18 protein-coding genes and 1 tRNA gene are annotated in these 24,722 nt (G+C 41.8%); 8 read left to right on the top strand and 11 right to left on the bottom strand.

All coding sequences use genetic code 11. From position 1 onward, the window contains the following. Positions 1–9 precede the first annotated feature (9 nt). The 3 genes from JWQ54_RS02325 to JWQ54_RS02315 all read right to left on the bottom strand — a co-directional run bounded on the left by JWQ54_RS02325 (position 10) and on the right by JWQ54_RS02315 (position 5,009). Positions 10–2,460, bottom strand: a complete 2,451-nt coding sequence (locus JWQ54_RS02325; RefSeq protein ID WP_299579595.1) for a hypothetical protein — start codon at positions 2,458–2,460, stop codon at positions 10–12. 685 nt (positions 2,461–3,145) lie between these two features. Next, complete coding sequence (locus JWQ54_RS02320; protein ID WP_299579592.1) at positions 3,146–4,684, bottom strand: IS1182 family transposase; 1,539 nt, start codon at positions 4,682–4,684, stop codon at positions 3,146–3,148. Positions 4,685–4,935: 251 nt separating this feature from the next. Continuing rightward, a tRNA-Pro gene (locus JWQ54_RS02315) sits at positions 4,936–5,009 on the bottom strand. 594 nt (positions 5,010–5,603) lie between these two features. Between JWQ54_RS02315 and JWQ54_RS02310 the strand changes: the two genes are divergently transcribed. After that, positions 5,604–6,272 carry a hypothetical protein gene (locus JWQ54_RS02310; RefSeq protein ID WP_299579589.1) on the top strand — a complete coding sequence of 223 codons (669 nt, stop codon included), beginning with the start codon at positions 5,604–5,606 and terminating at the stop codon, positions 6,270–6,272. 210 nt (positions 6,273–6,482) lie between these two features. Here the strand turns inward: JWQ54_RS02310 and JWQ54_RS02305 are convergent, their stop codons facing one another. Genes JWQ54_RS02305 through JWQ54_RS02290 form a run of 4 tightly spaced genes read right to left on the bottom strand, consistent with a single transcriptional unit; the run spans position 6,483 to position 10,914 of the window. After that, complete coding sequence (locus JWQ54_RS02305; RefSeq protein WP_299579586.1) at positions 6,483–7,079, bottom strand: restriction endonuclease; 597 nt, start codon at positions 7,077–7,079, stop codon at positions 6,483–6,485. A gap of 45 nt (positions 7,080–7,124) precedes the next feature. Beyond that, positions 7,125–8,651: an ATP-binding protein gene (locus tag JWQ54_RS02300; RefSeq protein WP_299579583.1), complete on the bottom strand. Its 1,527-nt coding sequence runs from the start codon at positions 8,649–8,651 to the stop codon at positions 7,125–7,127. A gap of 13 nt (positions 8,652–8,664) precedes the next feature. Continuing rightward, the gene (locus JWQ54_RS02295; protein WP_299579580.1) at positions 8,665–9,102 is read right to left on the bottom strand and encodes a response regulator; all 438 of its coding nucleotides are present in this window, start codon (positions 9,100–9,102) and stop codon (positions 8,665–8,667) included. 3 nt (positions 9,103–9,105) lie between these two features. Next, the gene (locus JWQ54_RS02290) at positions 9,106–10,914 is read right to left on the bottom strand and encodes an ATP-binding protein (RefSeq protein WP_299579577.1); all 1,809 of its coding nucleotides are present in this window, start codon (positions 10,912–10,914) and stop codon (positions 9,106–9,108) included. A gap of 558 nt (positions 10,915–11,472) precedes the next feature. Between JWQ54_RS02290 and JWQ54_RS02285 the strand changes: the two genes are divergently transcribed. From JWQ54_RS02285 to JWQ54_RS02275, 3 genes are all read left to right on the top strand, one after another. Then, the gene (locus JWQ54_RS02285; RefSeq protein ID WP_299579574.1) at positions 11,473–11,658 is read left to right on the top strand and encodes a hypothetical protein; all 186 of its coding nucleotides are present in this window, start codon (positions 11,473–11,475) and stop codon (positions 11,656–11,658) included. Between the two features lie 310 nt (positions 11,659–11,968). Then, positions 11,969–13,375, top strand: coding sequence for a DUF4403 family protein (locus tag JWQ54_RS02280; protein ID WP_299579570.1), 1,407 nt, complete (start codon positions 11,969–11,971; stop codon positions 13,373–13,375). Positions 13,376–13,541: 166 nt separating this feature from the next. Further along, positions 13,542–13,934 carry a hypothetical protein gene (locus JWQ54_RS02275; protein WP_299579567.1) on the top strand — a complete coding sequence of 131 codons (393 nt, stop codon included), beginning with the start codon at positions 13,542–13,544 and terminating at the stop codon, positions 13,932–13,934. Positions 13,935–13,962: 28 nt separating this feature from the next. Here JWQ54_RS02275 and JWQ54_RS02270 read toward each other — a convergent pair whose 3' ends face one another. The 3 genes from JWQ54_RS02270 to JWQ54_RS02260 all read right to left on the bottom strand — a co-directional run bounded on the left by JWQ54_RS02270 (position 13,963) and on the right by JWQ54_RS02260 (position 18,665). After that, positions 13,963–15,243, bottom strand: a complete 1,281-nt coding sequence (locus JWQ54_RS02270; protein ID WP_299579564.1) for an MFS transporter — start codon at positions 15,241–15,243, stop codon at positions 13,963–13,965. A gap of 222 nt (positions 15,244–15,465) precedes the next feature. Continuing rightward, positions 15,466–15,903, bottom strand: a complete 438-nt coding sequence (locus JWQ54_RS02265) for a MarR family transcriptional regulator (RefSeq protein WP_299579561.1) — start codon at positions 15,901–15,903, stop codon at positions 15,466–15,468. Positions 15,904–16,127: 224 nt separating this feature from the next. Further along, positions 16,128–18,665 carry a DUF3857 domain-containing protein gene (locus tag JWQ54_RS02260; protein ID WP_299579558.1) on the bottom strand — a complete coding sequence of 846 codons (2,538 nt, stop codon included), beginning with the start codon at positions 18,663–18,665 and terminating at the stop codon, positions 16,128–16,130. Between the two features lie 310 nt (positions 18,666–18,975). On the opposite strand from JWQ54_RS02260, the gene JWQ54_RS02255 reads away from it, so the two are divergent. The 4 genes from JWQ54_RS02255 (at position 18,976) to JWQ54_RS02240 (ending at position 23,871) form a co-directional block, all read left to right on the top strand. Further along, on the top strand, positions 18,976–22,320 hold the full coding sequence (locus tag JWQ54_RS02255; protein ID WP_299579555.1) for a DUF4175 family protein: 3,345 nt from the start codon (positions 18,976–18,978) through the stop codon (positions 22,318–22,320). A gap of 1 nt (position 22,321) precedes the next feature. After that, entirely contained in the window at positions 22,322–22,744 is a 423-nt protein-coding gene (locus tag JWQ54_RS02250; protein ID WP_299579552.1) for an ATP-binding protein, read from the top strand. After that, entirely contained in the window at positions 22,744–23,175 is a 432-nt protein-coding gene (gene ybeY, locus JWQ54_RS02245; RefSeq protein ID WP_299579549.1) for an rRNA maturation RNase YbeY, read from the top strand. Before JWQ54_RS02250 ends, ybeY begins: the two co-directional genes overlap by 1 nt. Before the next feature lie 183 nt (positions 23,176–23,358). After that, positions 23,359–23,871, top strand: a complete 513-nt coding sequence (locus JWQ54_RS02240) for a glutathione peroxidase (protein ID WP_299579546.1) — start codon at positions 23,359–23,361, stop codon at positions 23,869–23,871. Positions 23,872–24,475: 604 nt separating this feature from the next. On the opposite strand, the gene JWQ54_RS02235 is transcribed toward JWQ54_RS02240, so the two are convergent. Then, entirely contained in the window at positions 24,476–24,610 is a 135-nt protein-coding gene (locus tag JWQ54_RS02235; RefSeq protein WP_299579543.1) for a hypothetical protein, read from the bottom strand. Between the last annotated feature and the right edge of the window lie 112 nt (positions 24,611–24,722).

Below are 24,722 nucleotides of genomic sequence, written 5' to 3'. Positions count from 1 at the left end.
ATTTGGGGTTTAGATATTAAAATAATAACCGTGGTAGGGTTGATCGGTATCGAATATATTGCTGAATTTGATCGCGTAGGAGTAATTTTGATTACCGCCGAAGATCATACCCAGCGGGACACCTGTACCGGCTTCCAGAACCAGGGCGCCTGAATCCCCTTTGGTGGTCGGAGCAGAGATATTACCCTGATCATCGGTCTGAATAAGGCTGAAAACATCATAGAGCATATAATCGTGTCCGTCGTCATAGGGAATAGTTATGTTCAGTTTATACTGAAAGATGGTAGCGTCCACCAGTTGACTGGCCATCCCCTGGATCTGCACGGGCGTACTCACCAAGCCATCGTAGGCGGTAACCGCGCGGTGTTGCTTCTTTACGCTAAAAGTTCCTTGGGTATTTGCTGGTTTAGGCGCAGCTGCGGTACAACGGGCAATGCCCACATCCAATTTGTCGGTCAAACAACCGTCGACAATGGTGCCGATCGGCGATGTTCCCGGTACGTTATTATTGAAGGCCACAATATCTAAGTTCACCGCCGGGTCCTTATATCGATAGTTATCCTTGAGCACATGCCAGCAGGAAATAAAGTAATCGTCATTTGAGCCGGTTTTTCTGAGGAAGGCGCCAAGTGTGCCGCTGTTCGACATCAGAGCGGCATTACTGATTTGTCCGCCACAAGTCCCGGCGTGCAGAAAATTGAGACCCTCCACTGCAAAGGTCAACGGCAACGTGGCTGTTGGGGACAGCGGCCAGGTATTGCCGTATTTGTTGGTCAGGTAGGTGATAACCTGTTGGCTGGTCACCATGACCAAAATGCCGGGAGGCTGTAACTTCAGGCCCAAGCCTATGATGCCTTGCTCGCCCACCAATTGCCCGGTGAGTGCATCAAGTGCCGCACCTGCTTCATCAGTGTCAGTGGCCGGAACTGGTGCGGGGATCGGTAGCGGGTTGACACCCGGTTGTTCCGTTGTCGGAACGATTTTCTTTTCCTCGGGTTTAACGCCTGCAGCACGGATAGAGACCAGCTTATTCAATAGATCGAACCAGAATGGCGCGCCTAAGGATAGAGCCAGCGCCGTGATCAGTAAGCCGGGTAAATGGCTAAAGAAACCGCGCAAAAGGTAGCCCAGTACTTCCCAAAAATCACTTTTGCGCTGCCCGATAAGTTCATAGGTGGCTGCCTTTTTAAATTTGACATCGCTCAGGCGTATCAAAGGTGCTTTCAACAGCGGCTGAGACATGGCCAGCATTTGCCTGGCGTTTTCACGCCAGTTTAACGAATCGGCACGCAAGGCAGCACGCCCGGTGAGTATTTGCCCTGTTAATTTGACGGTATCGGCGACTTTTTGGCTATAGGCTTCTAACAGCTTGGCGGGAGTGGCTTGTTGTAGCTGATTTTTGAACACCAATACATCTAAACGGTAAATAGCCGCTTGACCGAGTTGATGTTGCAAGGTTACCTGCCGCTCTGTGAGCCGTTTTTTTAGGCTGGCCTGGAGCTCGCTTAGTTTTGCATAGGATTTGAGTAGCGGCAAATGAGCGATATCAGGCTTGCTCCAGACCACCGTGGTATTCACCAATGGCGGTGCATAGTGCCAGCCTAAGCCTAATATCAAATTAGCGGCCTGGATATCCTTGGTCACATGGTCAAAACCCTTGTCTAGAATGGCCTTCCCTCGGAGCGTATCACTTGCACGCCCGGTAAAATCTTTATACGTGGCCGTATCCTTGGCTAAGCGAACACCCATGTCCACTAGTTGCTGACGTGCTTCTTTGTCGCGCGAAAGAATACGCGCAATGTGAATGCTGTCGATGTTAAAGGCAATCGCTACGACTAAGCCCAAGTAAAAGAGGACGAACTGTAATTTTCTTTTATACCAGCCATTACAGCGGTCCATCGTCTCGTCAAACCATTGCACCAAATTGGCTTTAAATTTGGACAGGTCCTCTTGCGCATTGGTAAAATGGTTACGAATGATCTTTAAGGTCTGAGGCTGAATGTGCTGTGTGTTATAATGTAATGTATAAGCAATGCGTTGGACATTCGTCTTGCCGCTGCTTTTTTCTTTCAGGATATCAATCAAGGTATCCGCAAAATAGGCGGCGCTAAAATAGGAGGGCTTAGTCAGGTCAAAACGTTTCTTGTTTTCGGTTTCGATCCGGCTCAGAAACTTGATCGCGGGAAATTCATAAAAGCGTCCGGCAAAACTCGACTTAAAGCCATCGGGTTCAAACATAAATCGTTTCACTAACCAAAACTGGATCCGATGCTGCCGGGGCGTTTTAAGCTGACGATAATAACCGTCATTAAGCATTCTTTCGATAGCGACACGCAGGAGCCGGGCGCGCAGGCCGAGTTTCGTAGAAACGTATTCACCCATAATGGTGATCAGCATACTGTACAGGAGGTAAACGAGGACGATGCCAATGACGACGTCCAATGCTTCGTTGTTAAACATGGTGATAGGTTTAAGTGATAAAGCAAACCGGAATACCATACCGAATTGCTTGTTTTTTTATAAAGTTTTCGTTTTATTTAATTGTTAAATAACACCTTACAAAATAGATATAAAATATGGCGCATCCAATAATGTTTAAAAATTAAACTAATGCCATATTTCTTTAAATAAGCGGTGGCATCATAATACTCATACTAAATGACGCTCCATTGCCATTCTTTACCATCGATTGTTTCGGTGATCAGGCCCGGAGAGGCCAAGGGCTTTTTGGACGGCAGAAATCCGATTTATGGGCATCACCACCGGAATATTTCTGAATTTAAAATAGGTCATACAAAATTGCTGACCAATCCAAGTTGGCCATGTTTAACGCAATGAAAATAAATTATTCCGTGTCGATAAATACTTTATCCTCTCAAGGAAGCCGGGGAGTTTTTATAACGAGTGCCGAAATATTTTAAAATAACGCAATGCAATTTTTTTCAATATTAAAAAAACATATTAAAACAGATAGAAAATGTTAGACCCAATAAAAAAGGGCTTACCTTTTTACTTTGTAAATTATTGATTTTCAAGTTGGGATGCGAAGATTCGACCTTCCGACCTTCCCGATCCTATCGGGAGGCGATGCTACATTAAAAAGCCTCCAGATTTTCAGTGGCCGTTGCACAACGAATGTTTTAATTTAAATGGCTGAATAATTCAATTTGCAAAGCAAATGGTTATTCAGCCATTTGCTTTTACGCCTGATTTTGAAAGATCTTATCGGGGTCTCTATCTTGGTGATCCAAGGCAATAATGTATTCTTAAGGCCGTCAGAACCGTTCCCTGGGAGCTTTCTTATTCTCTTTCTAAGTTTTGTTGGTATGCCGTTAACGAGTTTTTTCAGATTATAGGCGACGGCGGCCATAATCATACATTTGTTTGCTAGCCCGATCCCCTTTGTGTTTACCTGCCCCATCCCTGTAAAATTGACCAACGTACCCAATACAGGTTCTACTGTACTTTGTCGTAATTTTCTGGCTCTTTTACCCGGCCCGGTTTGCATGCGTTCGTGCATTGCTATATAAAGGTCTTTGGCTACCGAATCTTTGAATACTTTAAACCCCTGTAGGTTAACACAGGTATCTTTAAAAGGGCAGTCCCTGCAATCTTTAACACTGGTCCGGTAAATTTTATGTGTGTTTGCGTTCGCTGCTTTTTTGAAATTATGAAAAGTAAGGTATTTGCCTTCAGGGCAAATATACCGGTCATGCTGCTTGTCATAATTAAAACCTTCCCGGCTCTCCCTGCTTCTGCATCCTGCTTTATTGGGTATGTACCCTTTAATGTTATTATCAGCTAAAAACAGGAGCGCCGCTTCACCACTATAACCGGTGTCTGCAAGCACTTCTTCTATCCCTATGCCATTATCTTTTAGGTTGCTTACGACATGGGCGAGGATTTCAGGAAGAGATGGCGCATCGCCTTTATCTGCATGGCAGGCCTGAATATGCGTAATAACATGATTTTGTGTATCTACGCTCACGTGAGCGGAATAGTTCAGCCTCGTTGTTTTTCCGGCTTTTACCGACAGGCGGGCATCGGGATCTGATGGGCTGTAACGCTTACTGTTTGCTTTCTTATCGATCTTAGCGTTCTTTCTCGGCTTAGGCGTAGTGTTTTCAGCTGTTGTATCCTGGGCAGCGGTTTCATCATTATGATCATCCAGTTGCTTGCCATAAGTTGCTACATCATCCATAATCTCCCGTTCGACCAAACTTGACATAGCTGCATTTGCTTTGACAAATACACTATCGATAGCCTGTCTTTTTCCAGTTACCAAACCTTTGTCAATACACTTTTTCAGAACTTGTTTAAAAATCGCTGTAAACTCTTCTTCTCCGTAAAGTTGACGCGTACGGCTCAGGGTTGAATGCCAGGGAAGCTCTTCATCCAGATCATATCCTATAAAATAGAGGATATCCATACGCATACGGGATGTGGCAACAATGCGCCGGTCACTATTCAGGTTCTCTAAATAACCGACCAGCATCAGTTTGAAAAACACAACCGGATCAATGCTCTTTTGTCCCTCTGTGCCGTAATACTTGGCAGTCCCATCATAAACAAAGTTGAGATCGAGTATACCTTTCAAACGTCTGTAGAAATTATCAGCCGGAATATAATCCGAAAGCTGAAACCGGATAAAGAGCTTTTCCTGGTAATCCTTTTTGCCTTGCATGCCCTTAATATACAAAACAAAGTACTAAATATCAAATACTTATGTAAAAAAATAGCCCAATCGAACATTATTCGATCGGGCTATTTGAAAACCTCGCCTTAGTTGCGCAACGGCCACCTTACGACTAAAGGCTTTGAGATTTTCTTCGTCGGGATGAGAAGATTCGACCTTCCGACCTTCCCGATCCTATCGGGACGTGATGCCACAAAAAAAGCCTTCGGACTTTCGGCTAAAGGCTTTTGACTTCTCCGTCGGGATGAGAAGATTCGAACTTCCGACCTCCAGCACCCCATGCTGGCGCGATACCTGGCTACGCTACATCCCGAAAGTTTTTACTTTCAACTGCAAATATAATTTTTGCCGGTTAATTTTCGATCTCACTATACAGTTTTTAAGCAAGTGCAGTGTATTGCTATTTTAAATTAACCATTAAAAAATAAAGGCATCCTCACACTCGCTGTTTGGATGCCTTAACCTAAACCTTATCACAATAGGCAAGCAGGAAGCTTGCCGTATGAAGATACTAAGTTAACAAATAAGTTGTATTGTGCAACATTTCTGTTACAATTATTAACATTTACTCTCCTTCACAAATTATTTCGGGCAGCTCAGAAGATTTATTGCTTGTTTGATCGGTATTTTATTACGGTGTTAACCTGTAAATGAGTCTTACACCTATAGGCGGACTTTCGCACTGCGTTTCCCACAAAATACAAACCAACGACTTTGTGACGCTACAGACGAAAATAATGAGCGTCTTTACGCAGGATTAAATAAAGTTTGTTGTGGTTTTCTTAATAGCGCGCGAAGATTTAAAACTGCATCCTCTTAAAAATATCGTTATGAATATAATAAATAATATTATTATGAGAATTTACATATATATTTAATACTTAATTAATTTAAACCCAACCGTTATATGAACGTTAAACTTTTACTATTCAGTTTACTTTTAATTGCACCATTTGCAATTAAAGCACAAAGTGTAGAAATCTCTGCTTCAGAACCTGATGCTAAAATTATTGTTGATGGACAACCTTTAGGCACAGGAAATTTAAAAATCAAAGTCCCAAAAAACTCTTGTGTTGATGTTAAAGTTCAAAAATCCGGCTTCTTAAAGTATGAGCAAACCTTTTGTAATAAAAAAGGAATGGCAGATCCTCCCAGGAAACAATTTTTTGACATGAAAAAAGATGATGCGGAAGAGGCATCTATTAAAACAGACCAGGCAAACATTGATTTCTCAATTGAAGTTAACAAAAAACAAGACCCAACTGATGTTTGGAAACGTGTGAATCAAATTGTGACTGACTATTTTGATGCTATAGAGGTGGCTGATAAGGAAACATCTTATTTAAGGACAGCATGGAGTATTCAAACCTTTATGCAAAATACTATCAGGACAAGATTAATAATTAAACTGGCTAAAAGTGATCCGCTAACTTACAAAGTCAAATTAGTAAGCGAATATTCAGGTTCTGCATTAACAAGTGTAAAAGCGGATGAGTTATTTCACGACTGGGACCGCGTGTTAAGAAAATACCAAAATGTGATTTCAGATTTTACAACCCGACTGGGTAACCAATAAATTGTTAAATACATTAAAAAGGGCTCACTTTTCGCAAGCCCTTTTTAATGTATTTGTGGTTTGTTTCTCATTTAATTTGTTCATACCCAATAACTGCCGGCACAATTAAAACACTAAATAATATCCCTAAAAAAATATAACTAATAATGGCTTTCATATTGTATAGAAATATTATAGTTTTCATCAGGGGATAATTTACTTATTAGTTTGTTAATTATTTTCGCTTATTTCCCCGGTTAAATACTTTACAAGCCCCCCGATCTTCCCCAGCTTAATATAATTAAGCTGCTCATCGCAATAACACTCCGCTATAAATTTTGGAGGCTTGGGTAATATAAAAAAGTCGCGCTTTTTTGGTTTTTCAAGTGAATTGGTAATGTTTTCAAACCTGTCGGTAAGCATCCGTACAAGGGCTATTTTATGCCTAAGCGCGTATTCAATAGCGCCATCCTGGAAACCGGCGGTCGAAAACAGGATGCCTTTATGTGCCCCGGTCGATCGCAGTTTATCATATAGCAGCTGCACCTTCTCGCGGCTAACCGCTTTGGTATAATGTTTACATTCAATAAGCACTACCATTTTCACCCCCAATGCGGTATAGCTTGCCAGCACATCAATCTGGTAAATGCCATCACTGCCAACCAGCTGGGCATTATGGGTTATTTTAAAATCAGGCAGCCCATTTCCTATTTCTTCCATATAGTCATGCACGGTTAGCTCAAACTGTTTTGGGGTCATTTGCTCCACGTATGTTTCGTCAACTATGCTTGTGAACGTAAAGAGCTTTTTATTGAGGCTGCTGCTCATATATTATAAATTGTGTCTTAAAGGAATAAAGCCATCTGCAAGCGATTAATCTGCACATCTGAAACCAGGAAATTCTATTATAAAAGTTGTTCCGGAGCCAAGCTCGCTTTGTACGCTTACTTTTCCGCCCAGATTTTCTATCTGCATTTTAACCATAAACAGGCCCATGCCCTTGCCCTCCACACTGGTATCAAACCGCTTATACAATCCAAAAACGCTTTTAAGATCTTTTTCTGTAATTCCCTTGCCGTTATCTTTAAACCTGATCTCTAATTCATTGCCGGTGCAGCAGGTTGAGATAGAAATTACAGGGTCAACACCGGGCCGGTTAAATTTAATACTGTTTATGATCAGGTTATAAAATATGCTGTACATACAGCTTTTTATAGTGACCATGTTATTGGCTGCTGCAAAATCAAAAGTTATGGTAACGTTTCCTTTTTGGATCACACCATCCAGCCCCTCTATTATATCCTCAACCAGGTGTTGGAATGACACCGCTTCGTTCTTCTCATTTATTTGGGTAGTTATTTGTAAGATGTGGTTTAAGTCTATTACGGTCTGGTCTAATATACCAACAGAGGTAGCAAGCGCCGATTTAATTTCCTGTTCTTCTTCAAAACCCTCATCAGGGCTATTCAGCATATTTGAAAGCCCAATAATATTGGCCACAGGGGCTCTTAAGTTATGCGAAACGATATAAGTAAATTGTTCAAGGTCATTATTGCGCTTTACCAGGTCAATAGTGATCTTGTTCAGCTCTTCAATGTTTGTTTGGATCTCTAATTGCGCAAGCTTTGAACGGGTTATATCCTGGTTAAATCCGTTAATATATGCCGCTTCTCCCTTCGCATTCAATTCAAACTCAAACTGAGTGCGCATGTACATAATGGTACCATCTTTGTTTATTACCCGGCACTCCGCTTCTGTTGAATGCGCCGTACTAAGGGCATTTCTAAAGCATATTTCAACTTCCTTTTTATCGTCAGGGTGGATATTTCTTAAAAAATTGTCATAAGAAGGTTCAACTTCTTCCTGTTTATACCCCAGCAGCAAAAAAGTGCCTGCCGACCAATTGGTAATATTATTAGCCAGGTCAATTCGCCATGTGCCAAATTCAGCAATTAATTCCGCTTTGGTAAACAAAGCCTCGCTGGCAACTATTTTGTCCAGGTAAACTTGTTTGTCGGCTGTTGATCTGTGTTTGTCGAATGAATTGTTGATTGCAGTGGGCAAACGCTGAAGCCGGTCTTTTAAGATATAATCAGACGCGCCCTCTTTCATTACATTTACGGCAAACTCTTCTGAAATTGTAGAAGTTATAAGAATGAACGGAATATCTGCCCCGGTTTGTTTTAGGATTCTTAATGCCTCAAGCGAGTTGAACGTGGGCAAAGAATGATCAGAAAGGATAACATCCGGGTGAAATTCAGCCAGTGCGTGGATGTATTCAGCCCTGGTATCAATAACCAGCATGTCAAACACCATGCCTGCTTGTTTTAATGTTCTTTCAATCAGTTCAGCATCACTTGGAACATCCTCAATATGTAATATTTTTAACCTGTGGCTCATGTAAGTAAATTTATCAGGTAACCTGGTTGGTAATGAGCCAGTAAAACCCAAGCTCAGATACAGCTTTTGCGAACCCCTCAAATTCAACCGGCTTTACTACGTAACTATTCACGCCAAGGTTGTAGCTTGTAATAAGGTTCTGTTCTTCTTTTGAGGACGTCATAATTACCACCGGAATCGTACGCGTTGTTTCATTCGATTTTATTTGCCGTAAAACTTCAATCCCGTCTACTTTGGGCATCTTAATATCCAGCAAAATAACCCTGGGCTTATTTTCTATCTTTCTGTCAGAAAAATCTCCTTTTGCAAAAATAAAATCAAGTGCTTCGGCGCCATCCTTTACATGGATAAGCTTGTTTGCCAGGTTTACTTTTCTTAATGCCCGGATAGTCATTTCAGCATCGTGAATGTTGTCTTCAACAAGCAGGATCTCAATTGGCTGATCATTCATAATTTATTTTTTAGGTAAGCTAAAATAAAATGTTGCGCCATTACGTTCTTCGCCTTCCGCCCAAATCTCTCCTTTATGTTTATCTATTATCCGCTTAACCAGCGCAAGGCCGACACCGGTACCCTCAAACTCTTCCTGCGAATGAAGGCGCTGAAAAACGCCAAATAATTTATTTGCATAAGCCATATCAAAGCCTGCACCATTATCCTTTATATAATAGGTAATTTGGGTTTCTTCATCTTTAAACCCTATTTCTATTTCCGGGGTATCCTTTTTTGCGGAATACTTTATGGCGTTGCTTATTAAATTTAAAAACACCTGTTTTATCATAACAGCATCCGTTTCAACCGGTGGCAATGAAGTAATTATAATACGATATTTATCCTCAGGCTCATGCTGCAGCAAATCATTCACTACACTTTCGGCCATCTGTTGCATATTAATGGTGGTTAGTGTCAAATCTTTTTTACCCAAACGCGAAAAAGATAGCAGGTCATCAATCAGCTTACCCATCATTTTGGCATTTAGAATAATATTTTGAAGGATCCTGTTCCCTTCGGCATCCAGTACATCTCCATAATCTTCCTTAAACATTATTGAGTACCCGTTGATGGCACGAAGAGGGGTCCTTAGATCATGCGAAACGGAGTATGAAAAAGCTTCAAGCTCTTTATTAACATTTTCCAGCTGTGAAGTGCGCTCTATAACTTTATTTTCAAGGTCATTGTGCATTTGATAAATTTGCGCGGTCATACTGTTAAAAGCACCTGCCAGTTTTCCTATTTCATCATTCTGATTAAAATCCATAGAAACAGAAGCAGTGTAGTTCCCCTGTGTAATGGCGGTTGCTGCCTCTGTAAGTTCCTTAAGCGGCCTTATAATGTTTCCGCTCATTACCCATGCTGCAAAAATGCCAATGCCCATCAGCACTACACCAATAACAATTATCCAGTTAACAAAAGTTGTTATTCCCTTTAGTATATTTCTTTCTGAAAATGCAATTGCAATCACCCATGGGGTATTGGGTATTAATTGCGGGCTTACAATCATTGCATCGCCATTTGAGCCCGCGTAGCTTATTATTTCATTTATGCGGTTAATTTTAAAAGGCACTCCGGGCAGGGGCCTAATTAAATTTGTCCAGAGGCTTCCATCGGTATTGCCCACATAAAAATCAGCCCCTATGCCTACAACCTGCGAAAACTCTTCCACAGCTTTCGGGGTAACTAACAGCGATTTCCAGGTAATTATATAGCCAATTACTCGCTTTTTGTCACTCACAGCAGCTATAATTGGGAAATAAACGCCGTTTTTTATTTTGTAAATTTTTCCAACTTTTGCAGAATCAGTGCCAACATGCAAGGAAGATACAATGTCTTTTATATTACCGGGGATATTAATAGTGGATTTGCCGGAGCGGAGAACGGGCTGGAATTGTGCATTTATTAATTCTAATGAAACCCAGGTAGTATCCCTGGCTATCTTATCAAGCGCATCTGATGCTTCCGGACGAAATTCCTTTCCGCCAGATTTAAGGTATTGGATCACAGAAGTTTGAGCAGCAGTGCTGTTTTCGATTTTTTTAAGAGTTTGGGCCGATCGCCCAAGCGATCCATTCATTTGGCTGGTAAGTGACGTAAGGTGCTCTTTGCCAATTATTAAAGCGGCCTTCTTTAAACTATAATAGTTTGCAAGGCCATATATTACAATTGCAAACAATAATAAAATGCAGATTAAAACGGGGAGGCGCTGTTGTATAGATAGCCGGTTAAACAAGAAACGTTTCTTTTTCATCATATTGTATTTGTGCATTGTTTAGGTTCCAAAGCAGGCAACAAAACGCTTTATCATCGTTTTAAGAGAAACAAAACGTGTTTAACACAAACACCATTGTATAAGCGGATGATAAGGTTAACAGTAGTCTGCGGTATTTAAAAAATACATTCTAATGTTGTATTAGTAAATTTATGATTTTTTTGTTGGGGTACAATATAGTTTTCTTTTTATTTATTTTATTTTCTTTAAAACCGACCTGTATTTTGGATTTAATGTTTTTTATATGCTGGTTTTATGTCTTTAGCCCGGCTACCATGCCGGGATTGATCTGTTTGAAACGGCTTAAAGAATTAACTATAAATGAGGTCTTCCTGATTTTTAAAGAAGATATGCGGGCCCTCCGGCGCTATTTTGGTTTTTTACCAGATTTTCCATTTCAAACAATTGTTGAAATGTTCGTCAGTTTGTGGAGAAAGTCCACACATTGATTGTAGTGTAATGTTATATAAACAATTGATTATTAAGTAGTTAATAAGAAATTAACTTTATGGCATCAATATATATATACCTTTTATAACAAAATTGAAAAAACCCATGAAAAAACTAATTAGCATGATTGCTTTAGCAGCAATCTCATTCGGAAGTGTGTATGCACACGCTACAGTAAGCACAGTTAAATCAACCATGCAAACTGATACCACTAAGAAAAAGAAAAACAGACCAATGAAAAAAGACACAACCACCAAGAAAAAAGATTCTACGGTTGTAAAACAGAAATAAACCATCTGTTTTTGATAGAGGGCCGCCATATGTGTAAAACATATGGCGGCTTTTTTTTACGGATACGGTTTGAGATTAGCGCGGTTTGCGGTAAATACATAACACAGCGCATTGCCTTGCGCTGACGAATGTTGCCTTTTCATGGCTTGAAAAATGCCTGGAGCTGTTGTTGGTTTCAGATTAATGTGCTAACCTGATTTTTATCTTAACAAAACCAAATATATTCTGACCGGGAAACGTAAAGCTTTATTATTTTTACAGCCAAATCCACGCGACATTGGCGAAGCGAGGGCTAATTTTACCCCTAATAATGAAACTTAAACCAAACCAATTTTTTGCGGTATTAATACTGCTGTTAGTACTTACCTCTTGCGGTACACTTAAGCCCCTTGCCCCGGCCAAAACTGAAGTTGACATTCCAAAACTCATTCAGCCGGTCTCCAATGTTGAGGTGCCTGTTACAGTTGATTTGAAAAGCTATTTTACCCAGGCCGAAAATTCGGTATCACATAAATATTCAGGAAACAAACAGGCGTGCGAGGGGTTAAGCTATGCTTATACTTTCACCCGCACACCTTTCACAATCACGGGGAGTAATAATACCGTTAACTTAAAGTTTACCGGCAGCTATGGTTTCACAGCATCCTATTGTGCAAAATGTGCCGTTGTTTTTGGCCAGGGGCAACAATGTATAGTACCAACTGTAGCTGCACAATGCGGTGTGGGTAATGAGCCGCCAAGGAGGATGGAAATATCATATAGATCGGTTATAAATGTTATGCCCGATTATCATTTACAATCTAAAACCATTTTATATCCTGCCCCCAAACCGATTGACCGCTGCAACGTGTTTTTGGGAAACATTGACGTTACCGACAGGCTGATTCAGTATATAAGCGGCCCGTTAAACGACCTTGGAAAGCAGGTTGATGCTAAAATTGCGGCTTATGATATTAAACCGATGATTGCGGAAATATGGAAAAACCTTACCACCGAAACCAAAGTAGGCGATGTGGGTTATGTGTCCATCAATCCGCAGTCGGTACGGTTAAGCAGTTTTAATTTAAATGGTTCGTTACTTACATTTTCGGTGGGCTTGTCTGCAAAACCGGTTGTAACCACGGTAAGCGCTCCGCCGCTGCCAAAGCCATTACCAAATTTAACAGCTTATAAGCCTGCAAACGGCTTTAATGTTTATCTGGACTTGCTGGAGAATTACGATCATCTCACCAATATAGTAAACCAGCAAGTGGCTGGCCAGGGCTCAAAGGTTGCAGGCAATGAATTTATTGTTGATAAAACCAAGATTTATGGCATTGGTAAACAAATTGTTATGCAGGTTGATTTTAAAGGAACCAGCACGGGTACAATTTACCTGGTTGGCACACCAAATTATAATGCGGTTACTCATAAGCTGTCTTTTCCTGACCTGAGTTTTGACCTGCAAACAAAAGCCTGGATGCTTAAAGTTGCCAAATGGATGTTCAACGGTAAAATAACCGATATGATCCGCCAAAGGGCCACCTACAATTTCACACAATTTATTGCCGACAGTAAAACCAGGCTGCAAAAAGAGCTGAGCCGCGATCTTGGTAATAATACCCGCTCAGTAGTAACCATAAAGAATCTGGATATAGAGGCTATTTATCCAACTGCCGAAAAGCTAATCATCAGAACCCTGTCGGACGGGCAACTTAAGGTGAATGTGGTGATGTAAGGAAAAAGGAAAACGCCAGGCATGAAGATTTACCCGCCCGGCTGAAAGCGGAAGCGGAGAAAATTGCAATTTACTATTTTGCTGACCGCAATAAGATGGGTGTTATTACAATTCTTTTTAATTATCAGCGTTTATACATATGCCTTTAATTCACTAACTTTATTTAATGAGATCATTAGTTTTAACCCCCGTATTTATGATGCTGCTGGCATTTAGCTGTTCGGCACAAAAAAAAATTGCCGCTAAGGATGCGGCAAAACATGCCGGTGAAACAATAATGATCTGCGATAAGGTTTACAATACCGAAGTGGTTAGTGGTTCAAACACTACACTATTATACCTTGGCAGCGAAACCGGTCAGTATTTAACCGTATTGGTTAAAGGGCCCGAAAACCCGAAATTTAAATGGCATCCCGAGACCGATTTTAAAGGCCGCAACGTTTGCGTAACCGGTAAAATTGTTGATTATAATGGCAAATCTGCCATATATGTTACCCAGTCTTCACAGTTAAAGATAGACATGAGTGATAGTACTATACATCCGCCGGCCGGTAACTAAAATCAGAAAAAAAGTTTGGGTGATTTTATCAAACCGCTTGCATAGACGGCTCTTCTACCTTCAAAACCAGGCCCTGTTCATGTTTTAGTTTTTCGCGGCGTAAGTAGCGCCAGTGCAGTAAACCTATCAGCAATGCTGCAATGCCTTCAAGCATCAGTGTGTCTGCCGCTCCAATCCATTTTGAGACGATCCCGACCAGTAGGCCGCCCAATGGCTGCATCCCGAAAAAGGCCATGGCATAATAGCTGATCACCCGGCCGCGCATGTGCGGTGCTACCGTGGTTTGGATCAGTGTGTTACTCACGGTAATTTGCGACATCATGCCAAAACCGGCTACCGTCACAAAAGCCAGCGCCAGCGGATAGCTATGCTCGTGCGAGAATAAAATAAGCCCGGCGCCAAATACCATGGTATTTATAAACAGGATCTTTTTTAAGTTAGCCCCGGCTTTTTGCGATGCCAAAAATATTGCCCCTAAGAATGCGCCAAGCCCTATAAAGCTATCAATAACGCCAAAAGTGGATGCCGTTCCGTTAAAAACGTCTTTTGCATAATAAGGGATCAGGGTGCTGAAGGGCAGCACCATTAAACTAATGAGGGCCAGCATAACCAATACAAAGGCAATTGATGGTGTACGTTTTATATAGGCCATACCTTCTTTAAGCTCGCCGAATACGTTTTTAGGATGTTCTCTTCTAATGTATTTGGGCAGCTTCATCATCATCAGCGATGCTATAACCGCAATAAAACTCAGAGCATTTAATAAAAAACAAACACCATCGCCCAGGCTTTCTAAAACTATCCCGGCAATTGCCGGCCCAACAATGCGCGACAGGTTTACCATGGATGAATTTAACGCCAGCGCATTTGGCAGATCCTTTTTATCCTCGATCATTTCATAAACCAGCGATTGCCTGGCAGGCACATCAAAGGCATTAATGATCCCTAATAATACACTCAGGCTTATAATTTCCCAAACCTGGTAATGTTTTAACAATATTAAAATTGCCAGCAGCGCAGCCTGGATCAATGATGCTACCTGCGTGGTGAGCAATACCCGGTAACGGTCATACCTGTCAGACACAACACCGCCGATCAATGAAAATAAAAATGAAGGGAAAAGGCTGGCAAACAGTGTTACCCCCAGCATTAGGGTTGAATGTGTTAGCGCGTAAATTACCCAGCTAACCGCGGTCTTCTGCATCCAGGTACCAATCAGCGAAACTGATTGGCCCACAAAGTATAACCTGTAATTACGGCTTTTAAAAGCTTTAAATGTTCTGAATGTTTTTATAGTTTCTGTTGTCATTAATTAAATCTTTTTTCTGCTTCGCTGCACTTTACTTATTCTAAACCCGTCATTGCGAGGAACGAAGCAACTCTGCGAAGGACAATCACGAAGGATAAATTACCTGGTGACCTGGATCTGCCGGCTGTTTGATTGCCACATGGCTTTCCGGTTCATGATTTGCAAGTGCAGAGTTTGCTTCGTTCCTCGCAATGACGCGTGGACTGGTCTTTCAGACCAAGCTCACTTCAAATCAATCACCTTACTTAAAGCACCTATCGCTTGTTGAAGCACCTTCTTTTCTTCAGGCGTACAGGCAATTGCTATTGCATTTGCCAGCCATTCGTTGCGCTCATGCCGAAACTGCAGCAGGGTGCTTTCACCAAGCTCAGACAGGGAGATGTTTACTTTTCTTTTATCTGTGGTTGATGCTGTGCGGATAATGTAGCCAAGCTCAAACAAATGGTTCAATACCTGCGACATGGATTGATTGGTGATCATCTCTGCAGCGGCCAGTTCGCTGGGCAGCATTTTTTTATTTTGATCAAGTAAAGCCATGGTCGACCTTTCGGTTAGTGAAAGCTGTGACCCGGTTGGCGATTGCTTCCGGAGCTTCTTTATCAGCCTGGTTATTACATTTCGCAGGTCGGAAGCAAATTGAATGTCTTTATTATCGTCCATTTAAATAGTAAGGTAAACTTATAAGTTTGCCTTACAAATATACAGGCAATAGTTATTTAACGGAACGGGGAATTATCATATCGGCGTAAATATTTACTGCAAGGGGCTAATGGGAGTTTTGAACCGTGATTAGCCTGATGGAAGATTTCCTGATGCTTTGATCATGTTCATCCCTAAATCCTTTAATCATGGTTAAAAAAGTTTGGTGTGACAGACATCCTGGCTCAGACAACTTCCCCGGCCTTGTACGGCACCACAAATGTTTGTTTTACGCGGGTGGATACGTTTAAATAATATGTCCAAACGACGGCAACAACTATCGCTTTTATAATTTGCGCGACCCTATAATTTGAAAAATCATTCTGAACAAATGCGTTAAAGAAATAGTCTAAAAAAAGAAACGCAATAACAAATGCATAATACATTTTTATGTAATGCGGGGTAATATCCCTCTTCTTAAACATCAACATCACGCAAAACGTAGAAAAGCATACCATGGATATGTACCCTGTTACGTCAAATACCAGGAAAGCCTTGTGCATTTTACCGGCTATACCTGTAGTGATCAAATCCCATTGGCTAAGTGTGTAAAAGCCGTCATCTAATAAAATTTTTATAATGCCTAAAGAGGTCGATATTAACACGATCATCAGCCAGATAAGCCAGCCACCTAAAGCAGGGCCTGTTGAAATGAAATATTGCCGGTTTGTTGTTTCCCTCTTAAAGATCTTTAACCCGGCGTAAGCAAAAGCACACGTTACTATTAAAGTAATTATCAACATTAAGTAGTTTAGCCGGAACGGCACTTTTTTAATGTCGGGGATGTAATAAAAACGGTACGAAAGCTTATCGCCTTCCAAATCTTTAACATCTTTTTTAAACGCAGTTAATTCGTTTAATGGGATATAATTTTTAAAGTAAGTAAACTGGTAGCGCAAGGCCAGCTCATTTCCTGAAACTGTTTTGTCGCTAATAAATTTATAGGCATTCCGGGTTATCTCATTGTGCTCATTCTCTATATCCCACCCATTGTGCAAGTTTACCTTAATTGTATAATCCATATTATATGGATAGGTAACGGATACCGGCGTTTTTACCTGGCCATTTACATCGGGCAATTGCCTGTATATATCATCTGCGTAAAAATCAGCTGTGTATTTCCCCTTAACAGAATCGCGTTTAAAGAAATTGGTTATCTTATAACTTTCAATGGTAGTAAGCTCATTTTTTGATTGGTCATCTTTTATTATGATCGAATCTGCCGCTTCAATTTTGTTATATGTTTTTGAATAATATTCCAGGTAGCTTTTTTCCAGTTGAGCTATCCCTGTTGTCGCAATTTCATCCCTTACATCATCAGCCCTATCCAGTGAATAGGTTGAAGTAACAATGAATTTAACCGGGGCAAACTCATCCTTAATATCATATTTTTCAACAATGCTTGCCCTGCCGGTTTTTGATTGCTTAATATCCGTTAGGTTATCGCCGCCTGCTTTTAAAACCAGCCCTTTAAGATATGGCGGAAAATAAAGATCGGTTCCTTTTCCCCTTTGGTTTGACATAGTAGCATCAACCCATACTTGCTTATTATTCACTGTTGCAACAACAACAGCATGGTCAAATATTGATGGGGAAGGAATAAAATCGTCAATTTTATCAAGCAAATCAGTGTTCAGCAATGCCATGTGTGCCTCAATTCCGCCTGCATTCAGGATAGATGCCAGCAAAAGAGACTTGTCTTTACAATCACCATAGCGTTGTTTAAATACTTTATCAGGCCTATTGGCTTTGTGCGAATACGGGCCGGTTTCAATGCCCATATATCTAACCTCATCCTGCACCAGCATTACCGCAGCCCTGAAATATTTTTCCTTATCTTTTCCGTATTGCTTTTTAAGGTTGGTTACGCTATCTGCCAACTCGCCGGCAAATGAGGTTTGTATCGGGTTTATTTTTAGTCCCCAGTCAATTATCTGTTCCCAATTGTTGTATTCGCTTACCTGTGCATGCGCATATTGATTAACCCATTTTGGCTGGAATTTATTTGTGGAGATGCCGGGCACCTGGAAATCTTCCCACTCATAGCGTTTGAGCCCGCCGGTAACCGACACCTTGGGTTGCGACAACAGGTTATATGGTTTAATATTGATGCTCCTTCCGGCAGCGAACAACAGCGTTGTATATTGATGCACAATCAGATCAGATCCCTGGAAATAAATGCTCCGGGTAAATTTATCAAAAATCGGGTTTCTTCCTGTAATGGTGTATGAGTATTCAATCCTGTCGCCCTTGCGGATATCCGGCAGGATATATTTTGCTGAATATGTTCCGTTGTAAATAAATTTATCAAGTTCGTTTTCTTCGGGCAGCATTTTAAATGCCGTTAAAATTAAGCGGTTTTGCGGCTTATTATTGCGCCATACCGTTAATTCATGAAAGTCCAACCTTTCAAAAGAAGGATCGAAGCTTACAGAAACCTCGGAATTGCTTTGAACGCCCGATTCGGAAACTATGGCTGTAATAACATGATTATAAACTGCTTTTTCTTCTACATTAATCTGTTCTTCAACAAGTTCGCCATAAGCGCCATTGCGGATGTTCCGTTCTGATGGCCTTTTATCATAAGGTTTACATGCGGAGATCCATGCAGGTTTAGGGGTTTTATGAATAACTGGTGTGTTAGCCTGTGCATTGCCGCAGGTAAAAGCAACTATAAAAAGGCCAAACAGGAAATTAATTACGGGGATAAGGGGTTTTTGCATTTGGAGATGAAAGTAAAAAAAGATTGTGAATTTAAAAAACGGGGGACCATAATGCGCTTGAACATTTGCGTCCGGCATCATGTTCATCCCTAAATCCTTTAATCATGGTTCAAAAAAAGAACGCCGGGCATCATAGCAATTCTTGCACAACGCAAAAAAATCTAAAATCTGATAAATCCAAAAAACGGCGCAGCCCTCCTTGAACGCCTATGAAAAACAATCAACTTGTGAAAAATCTTAGTTTATTTTACCGCTGATATGATAAATAGCGTATTTTCGTTTAATACCTTGAAATATCCTGCGCTGCAACATGAACACTACCGATAATTATGAGCTCTTAATTGATAAGATCAACATCTTTATCCGGAAATACTATTTCAATAATTTTTTGCGGGGACTGATATTTTTAGGCGCAGGCCTATTCTCGGCCTATGTAGTTATTACCCTGAGCGAATATTTCGGCAATTTTAACATTCTTTTCCGCACGCTGCTGTTTTATCTTTTTATTGTGCTGAATGTTGGGCTGATAGCCTGGCTGATTGTGCCGTCGCTGCTGGCATGGCTTAAACTGGGCAAATCATTAACGCATGACCAGGCTGCCGAAATTATCGGCAAACATTTTAACGATGTGCATGATAAGCTGCTGAATACCCTGCAGCTTAAAAAACAGGCCGGCGAGGATGTGCAGCACCGGGCGCTTATTGAGGCCAGCATCAACCAAAAAATAGAAACTTTAAAACCGGTTAGCTTTCCATCAGCAGTAAACCTTAAGGAGAATAGTAAATATTTGAAATGGCTGCTGTTCCCGGCGGGGGTGATCTGCATTATTGCTTTTGCGGCGCCATCTATATTAACGGAAAGCACCAAAAGGCTTATCAGGCATAATGAATATTTCAGGCCCGTTGCCCCGTTTAACTTCATCATTCAAAATAAAAGCTTGTCGGTTGTGCAGGGTGATGATCTGAAGCTCGACCTGAAACTTGATGGCGATAAGCTGCCTGCCGATGTTTATGTGGAAACTGCCAACACTGCTTTTAAGCTGGATAAGGAAAACATCAGCAGGTTCCATTACCTGTTTACCAATTTGCAGCAAAACACGGTGTTTAAGCTTACGGCAAATGGTTTTACATCGACCCCGTACGAAATAAAGGTGAACCTGCGTCCGGCGCTGCTGCATTTTGACGTTGCTTTGAACTACCCGGCCTATCTGCATAAAAAAAATGAAACACTGAAAAACGCGGGTGACCTTACCGTCCCCGCCGGCACCGTTGTTACCTGGAACCTGCATACACAAAATGCTTCGGCGCTGCTGTTTAATATGAATGGCGCTGGCGGCACCGTAACATCAACCGCGCCTGATGTTTTTGAACACAGGGAAAGGATCGTCAAAAACAGCACCTACAAAATTACCCCTGTAAATACGCAGGCAAATCACAGCGACTCGGCCAGCTACCGGGTTAATGTTATTACGGACGAAATGCCATCCATCCTGGTACAGGAAAAACAGGATTCTGTGAGCCTGAAAACGCTTTATTTTAACGGCCGCATCCAGGACGACCATGGCTTTTCGGCTCTGACATTTCATTATGCGGTTGGCGCGCCAGGCGATAAAGCTAACCTGAAAAACTATACCAAACCGGTTAAAGCCGACCTGGCACAGGCGCAGGCCGACTTCTTTTATTTCTGGAACCTGAAAGACATGGGCATAAAACCCGGCGACCAGGTAACTTATTATTTTGAGGTGGCCGATAACGACGATGTGAACGGGCCAAAAAGGGTGCGGTCGACCGAGCGGACGCTGAACATCCCCGATGCAAAAGAGCTGAATGACCAGCTGAATACCGGCACGCAGGTCATCAAACAAAAAATGGAATCGGCCATTAAGTTAGCCGGGCAGATAGAAAAAGATTCGCAGAAGCTAAACCAGATGCTGCTGAATAAAAACACCCTGTCGTTTGATGAGAAAAAACAGATAGCCGATCTTTTACAAAAAAGGAAGGATCTGGAGGATTTGGTGAAGGAAGTACAGGCTGATAACAAAAAGAACCTATATAACCGGCAGGAAAACCAGCAGCAGGATAAGGACCTTACCGAAAAGCAAAAGCAAATGGAGCAGCTGCTTAACAATGTGATGGACCCTAAAATGCAGGAAATGCTGCAGCGCCTGCAGGCAATGATGGAGCAGGAGCAAAAAGAGGGAACAAGGGATGAGCTGCAGAAAATGCAGGTGGACAATAAATCGTTAAAAAAAGAACTTGACCGCATGCTGGAGCTTTATAAAAAGCTGGAGTTTGAACAAAAGCTGAATCAGAACGTAGACCAGCTGAACAAGCTTTCGGAGCAGCAGCAAAAGCTATCTGATCAGGGGCAGCAACCCAATGCCGATAAGCAGGAGCTGCAAAAAGATCAGCAAAAATTGAATAATGATTTCCAGGACATTAAAAAATCACTGGAAGACCTGAAAAAAACTAACGACCAGGCCGAGCATAAGCAGCCGTTTGAGGACTCGCAGAAGGAAGCGCAAAGCATTGAGCAGCAAATGGAAAAAAGCAGCGACGAGCTGAAAAAGGACAGCCCGAAAAAAGCATCGCAATCGCAAAAGCAGGCGGCTAAAGAAATGAAGCAGCTGGCAGATAAGATGCAGCAAAAGGAAGCGGAGGGCGAAGAGAGTGCAAATATGGTAGATGCGCAGCAATTACGCGAATTGTTAAAAAATCTCGTTAATAGCTCATTCGAACAGGAAAAAGTGATGCAGACGTTGAAGAACACCAACCCATCTGACCCGGGCTATATTAAACTGGCGCAGGACCAAAAAAACATAAAGGATAACCTCAAAACCGCCGAGGACAGCTTGTATGCCCTGAGCAGGAGGATCCCGCAGATCCAGAGTACGGTTAACACGGAGGTTACCTCGATAAATAATCATATTGAGGATGCACTTGAAAACCTGGGCGACCGGCGCACGGCCGAGGCCTCCCGCAACCAGCAATTTGCCATGACGTCAATGAATAACCTGGCCCTGCTGCTAAGCGAAGCGCTTGACCAGCTGCAGAACATGCAGAAAAAAGGGGGCAGCGGCAAGGGTAAAGGAAAGAAGCAGTCGGTATCGCAACTGGCAAAAATGCAGCAGCAGTTAAACCAAAATATGCAGAAGGCAAGGGAGCAAATGCAGCAACAGGGACAGCAGGGAAACCAGGGGAAAAGTCAAAATGGAAATAATGGAAAAATAAGCGAACAATTAGCTAAATTAGCGCGTCAGCAACAACAGATCAGGGAGGCGTTACAGCAAATAAACCGCGAGGATAACAAGGATGGCACGGGCGGTTTAGGGAATCTGGATAAAATTTCCAAAGAAATGGAACAAACTGAGCGTGATCTCGTAAACAGGAGAATAACGGAGGATGCCATTAAGCGGCAGCAGCAAATTCAGACTCGTTTATTAGAGGCTGAAAAAGCGGAACAGGAGCGGGAACAGGATCAGCAGCGCGAAAGCAAAGCGGGTAAAGATGTTCCTCCGGGATACATTAAAGCCTTGCAGGAATACCAGCAAGCCAAAGAAAAACAAACAGAACAGGTACGGACCGTTCCGCCTGAACTAAATTTTTATTATAAATTAAAAATAAAATCATACTTTGATCTACTCAACGTTAAATGACATGGACCAATCAAATGTTCAGGCAAGCAAACTGTACACGTTGCAGCTTCCTTCAAAACAAGAAAGCATAAGTTTGCTGGAAACTTTGATAGAAGAAATTGCCGACAAACACAATATAAGTGAAGACACCTTTGCTAACATGATGACATGCCTGAGCGAAGCGGCTAACAACGCTATTGTTCACGGCAACAAGCTTGACGAAAATAAAAAAGTTATTGTGAATGCTGATGTAGAAGGCAAGCGCATTATATGGACCATTACCGACGAAGGCGAGGGCTTTGATTACAATAACCTGCCCGACCCAACAGCTCCCGAAAACCTGGAAAACCTGACCGGCCGGGGTGTATTTATTCTTAAACACCTGGCAGACCAGTGCATATTTAATACCAAAGGGAACGAAGTTGAACTTCACTTTAAGATCTAATGCCTGCCATACAGTTTTTTGAAGAAGACATTACCTATAAATTAAAAAACAAAACAGCCGTAAGGCAGTGGATAACCGAAACCATACAGGCTGAAGGGTTTAAGCTAAAAGAGCTTACCTATGTTTTTTGCTCAGACAATTACCTGCTGCAAATAAACCAGCAGTACCTGGATCACGATACTTATACCGACATTATAACTTTTGATAATTCAGAGATCGCTAATACTATTGTTGGCGATATTTTTATTTCTATCGACCGCATCCGCGAGAACGCACTCAAATTCAGCACTACCGAAACGGACGAGTTACACCGCGTTATCATCCACGGCGCACTGCATTTGCTGGGCTACACCGATAAATCAGCCCCTGCCAGGAAAAAAATGACAATAAAAGAAGATTTTTATTTGAATAAGAGGAGCTTTATTGGTTAATTTTACCTTATCACTTTTGTCATTCTGAGCGGGAGCGAGCGGACACGAACACGGGACAAGGCATGAACGCAGACTTATCTACAATAGAAAATTTTTCTTTGCGTTCAAAATGACAAATAGCGAGGCAACGCATCTTTAAAAACAACCGTATATCTAATTACACTAAAACCAATTTTTAATATCATGAAAATACTTGCTTTAATTTTTGCCCTTATGTTTGTTACCGGCCCAAAATCTGTTTATGATTTTAAACTAAAATCTATCGACGGCGAAGCTTTTTCACTTGCCAAATACAAAGGGAAAAAAGTATTGGTGGTGAATACTGCATCAAAATGCGGATTTACGCCACAATACAAAGAATTACAGAAACTGGCCGACCAGTACAAAGACAAGCTGGTTGTTGTAGGTTTCCCGGCAAATAATTTTGGTCAGCAGGAACCGGGTGCGAACTCCGAGATCAAAACATTTTGCGAAAAAAATTATGGTGTTACCTTCCCGCTCAGCGAAAAAGTTAGCGTAAAGGGAGATGACATTGATCCTTTGTTTAAATACTTAACAGAGGCACCAAACCCTGATTTTACAGGCGAAATTAAATGGAACTTTGAAAAATTCCTGATCGACGAAAATGGTAATCTGATTCACCGTTTCCGCTCAGCAACTACACCGTTATCTGCGGATATTACAAAGTATTTGTAAACAGGAAAATTTTAAAATGAAAAGGCTTTCGGGAATCCGGAGGCCTTTTTTTGGTTAGTGGGGTTTGCCTTTGTTGGTGTTGTCACCAGAGGTGTTCGGAAGAATCAAAACAGGCAGTGGGTCGTGCGATTCCTTCCTTGGGGAAGGGAAGGTAGGGGTTTCGCGAACTATGGTACCACTGCTAATCAAGCGTAAAAGCTTGACGTAGAAACCCCTCCCAGCGCCCTCCCAAGGGAGGGAATCACACAGGCCCTCGCTTTTTTACAATCTTCCGAACACCTGTGGTGTTGTCACCAACAAACGATGGTGCTTATGGTATGTACCCTAAGTGCAACACTCTCCAATGCTTTTTTGCGGCTTCATCCTGCTTGTTGGTGACAACACCAACAAGGGCATCAAAGGCCTCTGTACTATGCGTGGCATGCGGTGGTGAATAGCCGGGTACACGTCGGCAAAGCGTTCCATTTTTCAGCGGAACGGGGCGGAACAAAGTGAAACATGCTGATTATCAAGCGTTTTGCAATTTTATTTATGCGCAAAAAAACTGTAAGTTGCTGATAGTCAAGCGCTATTATATTTATATTTCTGTTTATGCGCCGGTAATTTATTTATAATCAGCATGTTCCGGTTTTTGAGTTGGCCAAAATTTGTTATCCTGAACGCAGTGAAGGATCTTATCCGGCTGATAAATCGCCGCTATGCTGATTTGCGTGCGGTAGCTGCGAATGGTCTTTTTCATGCCTTTGTTGGTGTTCTTACCAATACTGTTCGGAAGATTATAAAAAGCCCGGCCCCGTGCGATTCCCTCCCTTGGGAGGGTAGGGAGGGGTTTCTACGCCAAGCTTTTACGC

Origin of the sequence: Mucilaginibacter sp., from assembly GCF_028288225.1 — a bacterium.
Lineage (GTDB): Bacteria > Bacteroidota > Bacteroidia > Sphingobacteriales > Sphingobacteriaceae > Mucilaginibacter.
Note: the sequence above shows the minus strand (reverse complement) of the source record. Positions and strands in the feature narration are given on the sequence as shown.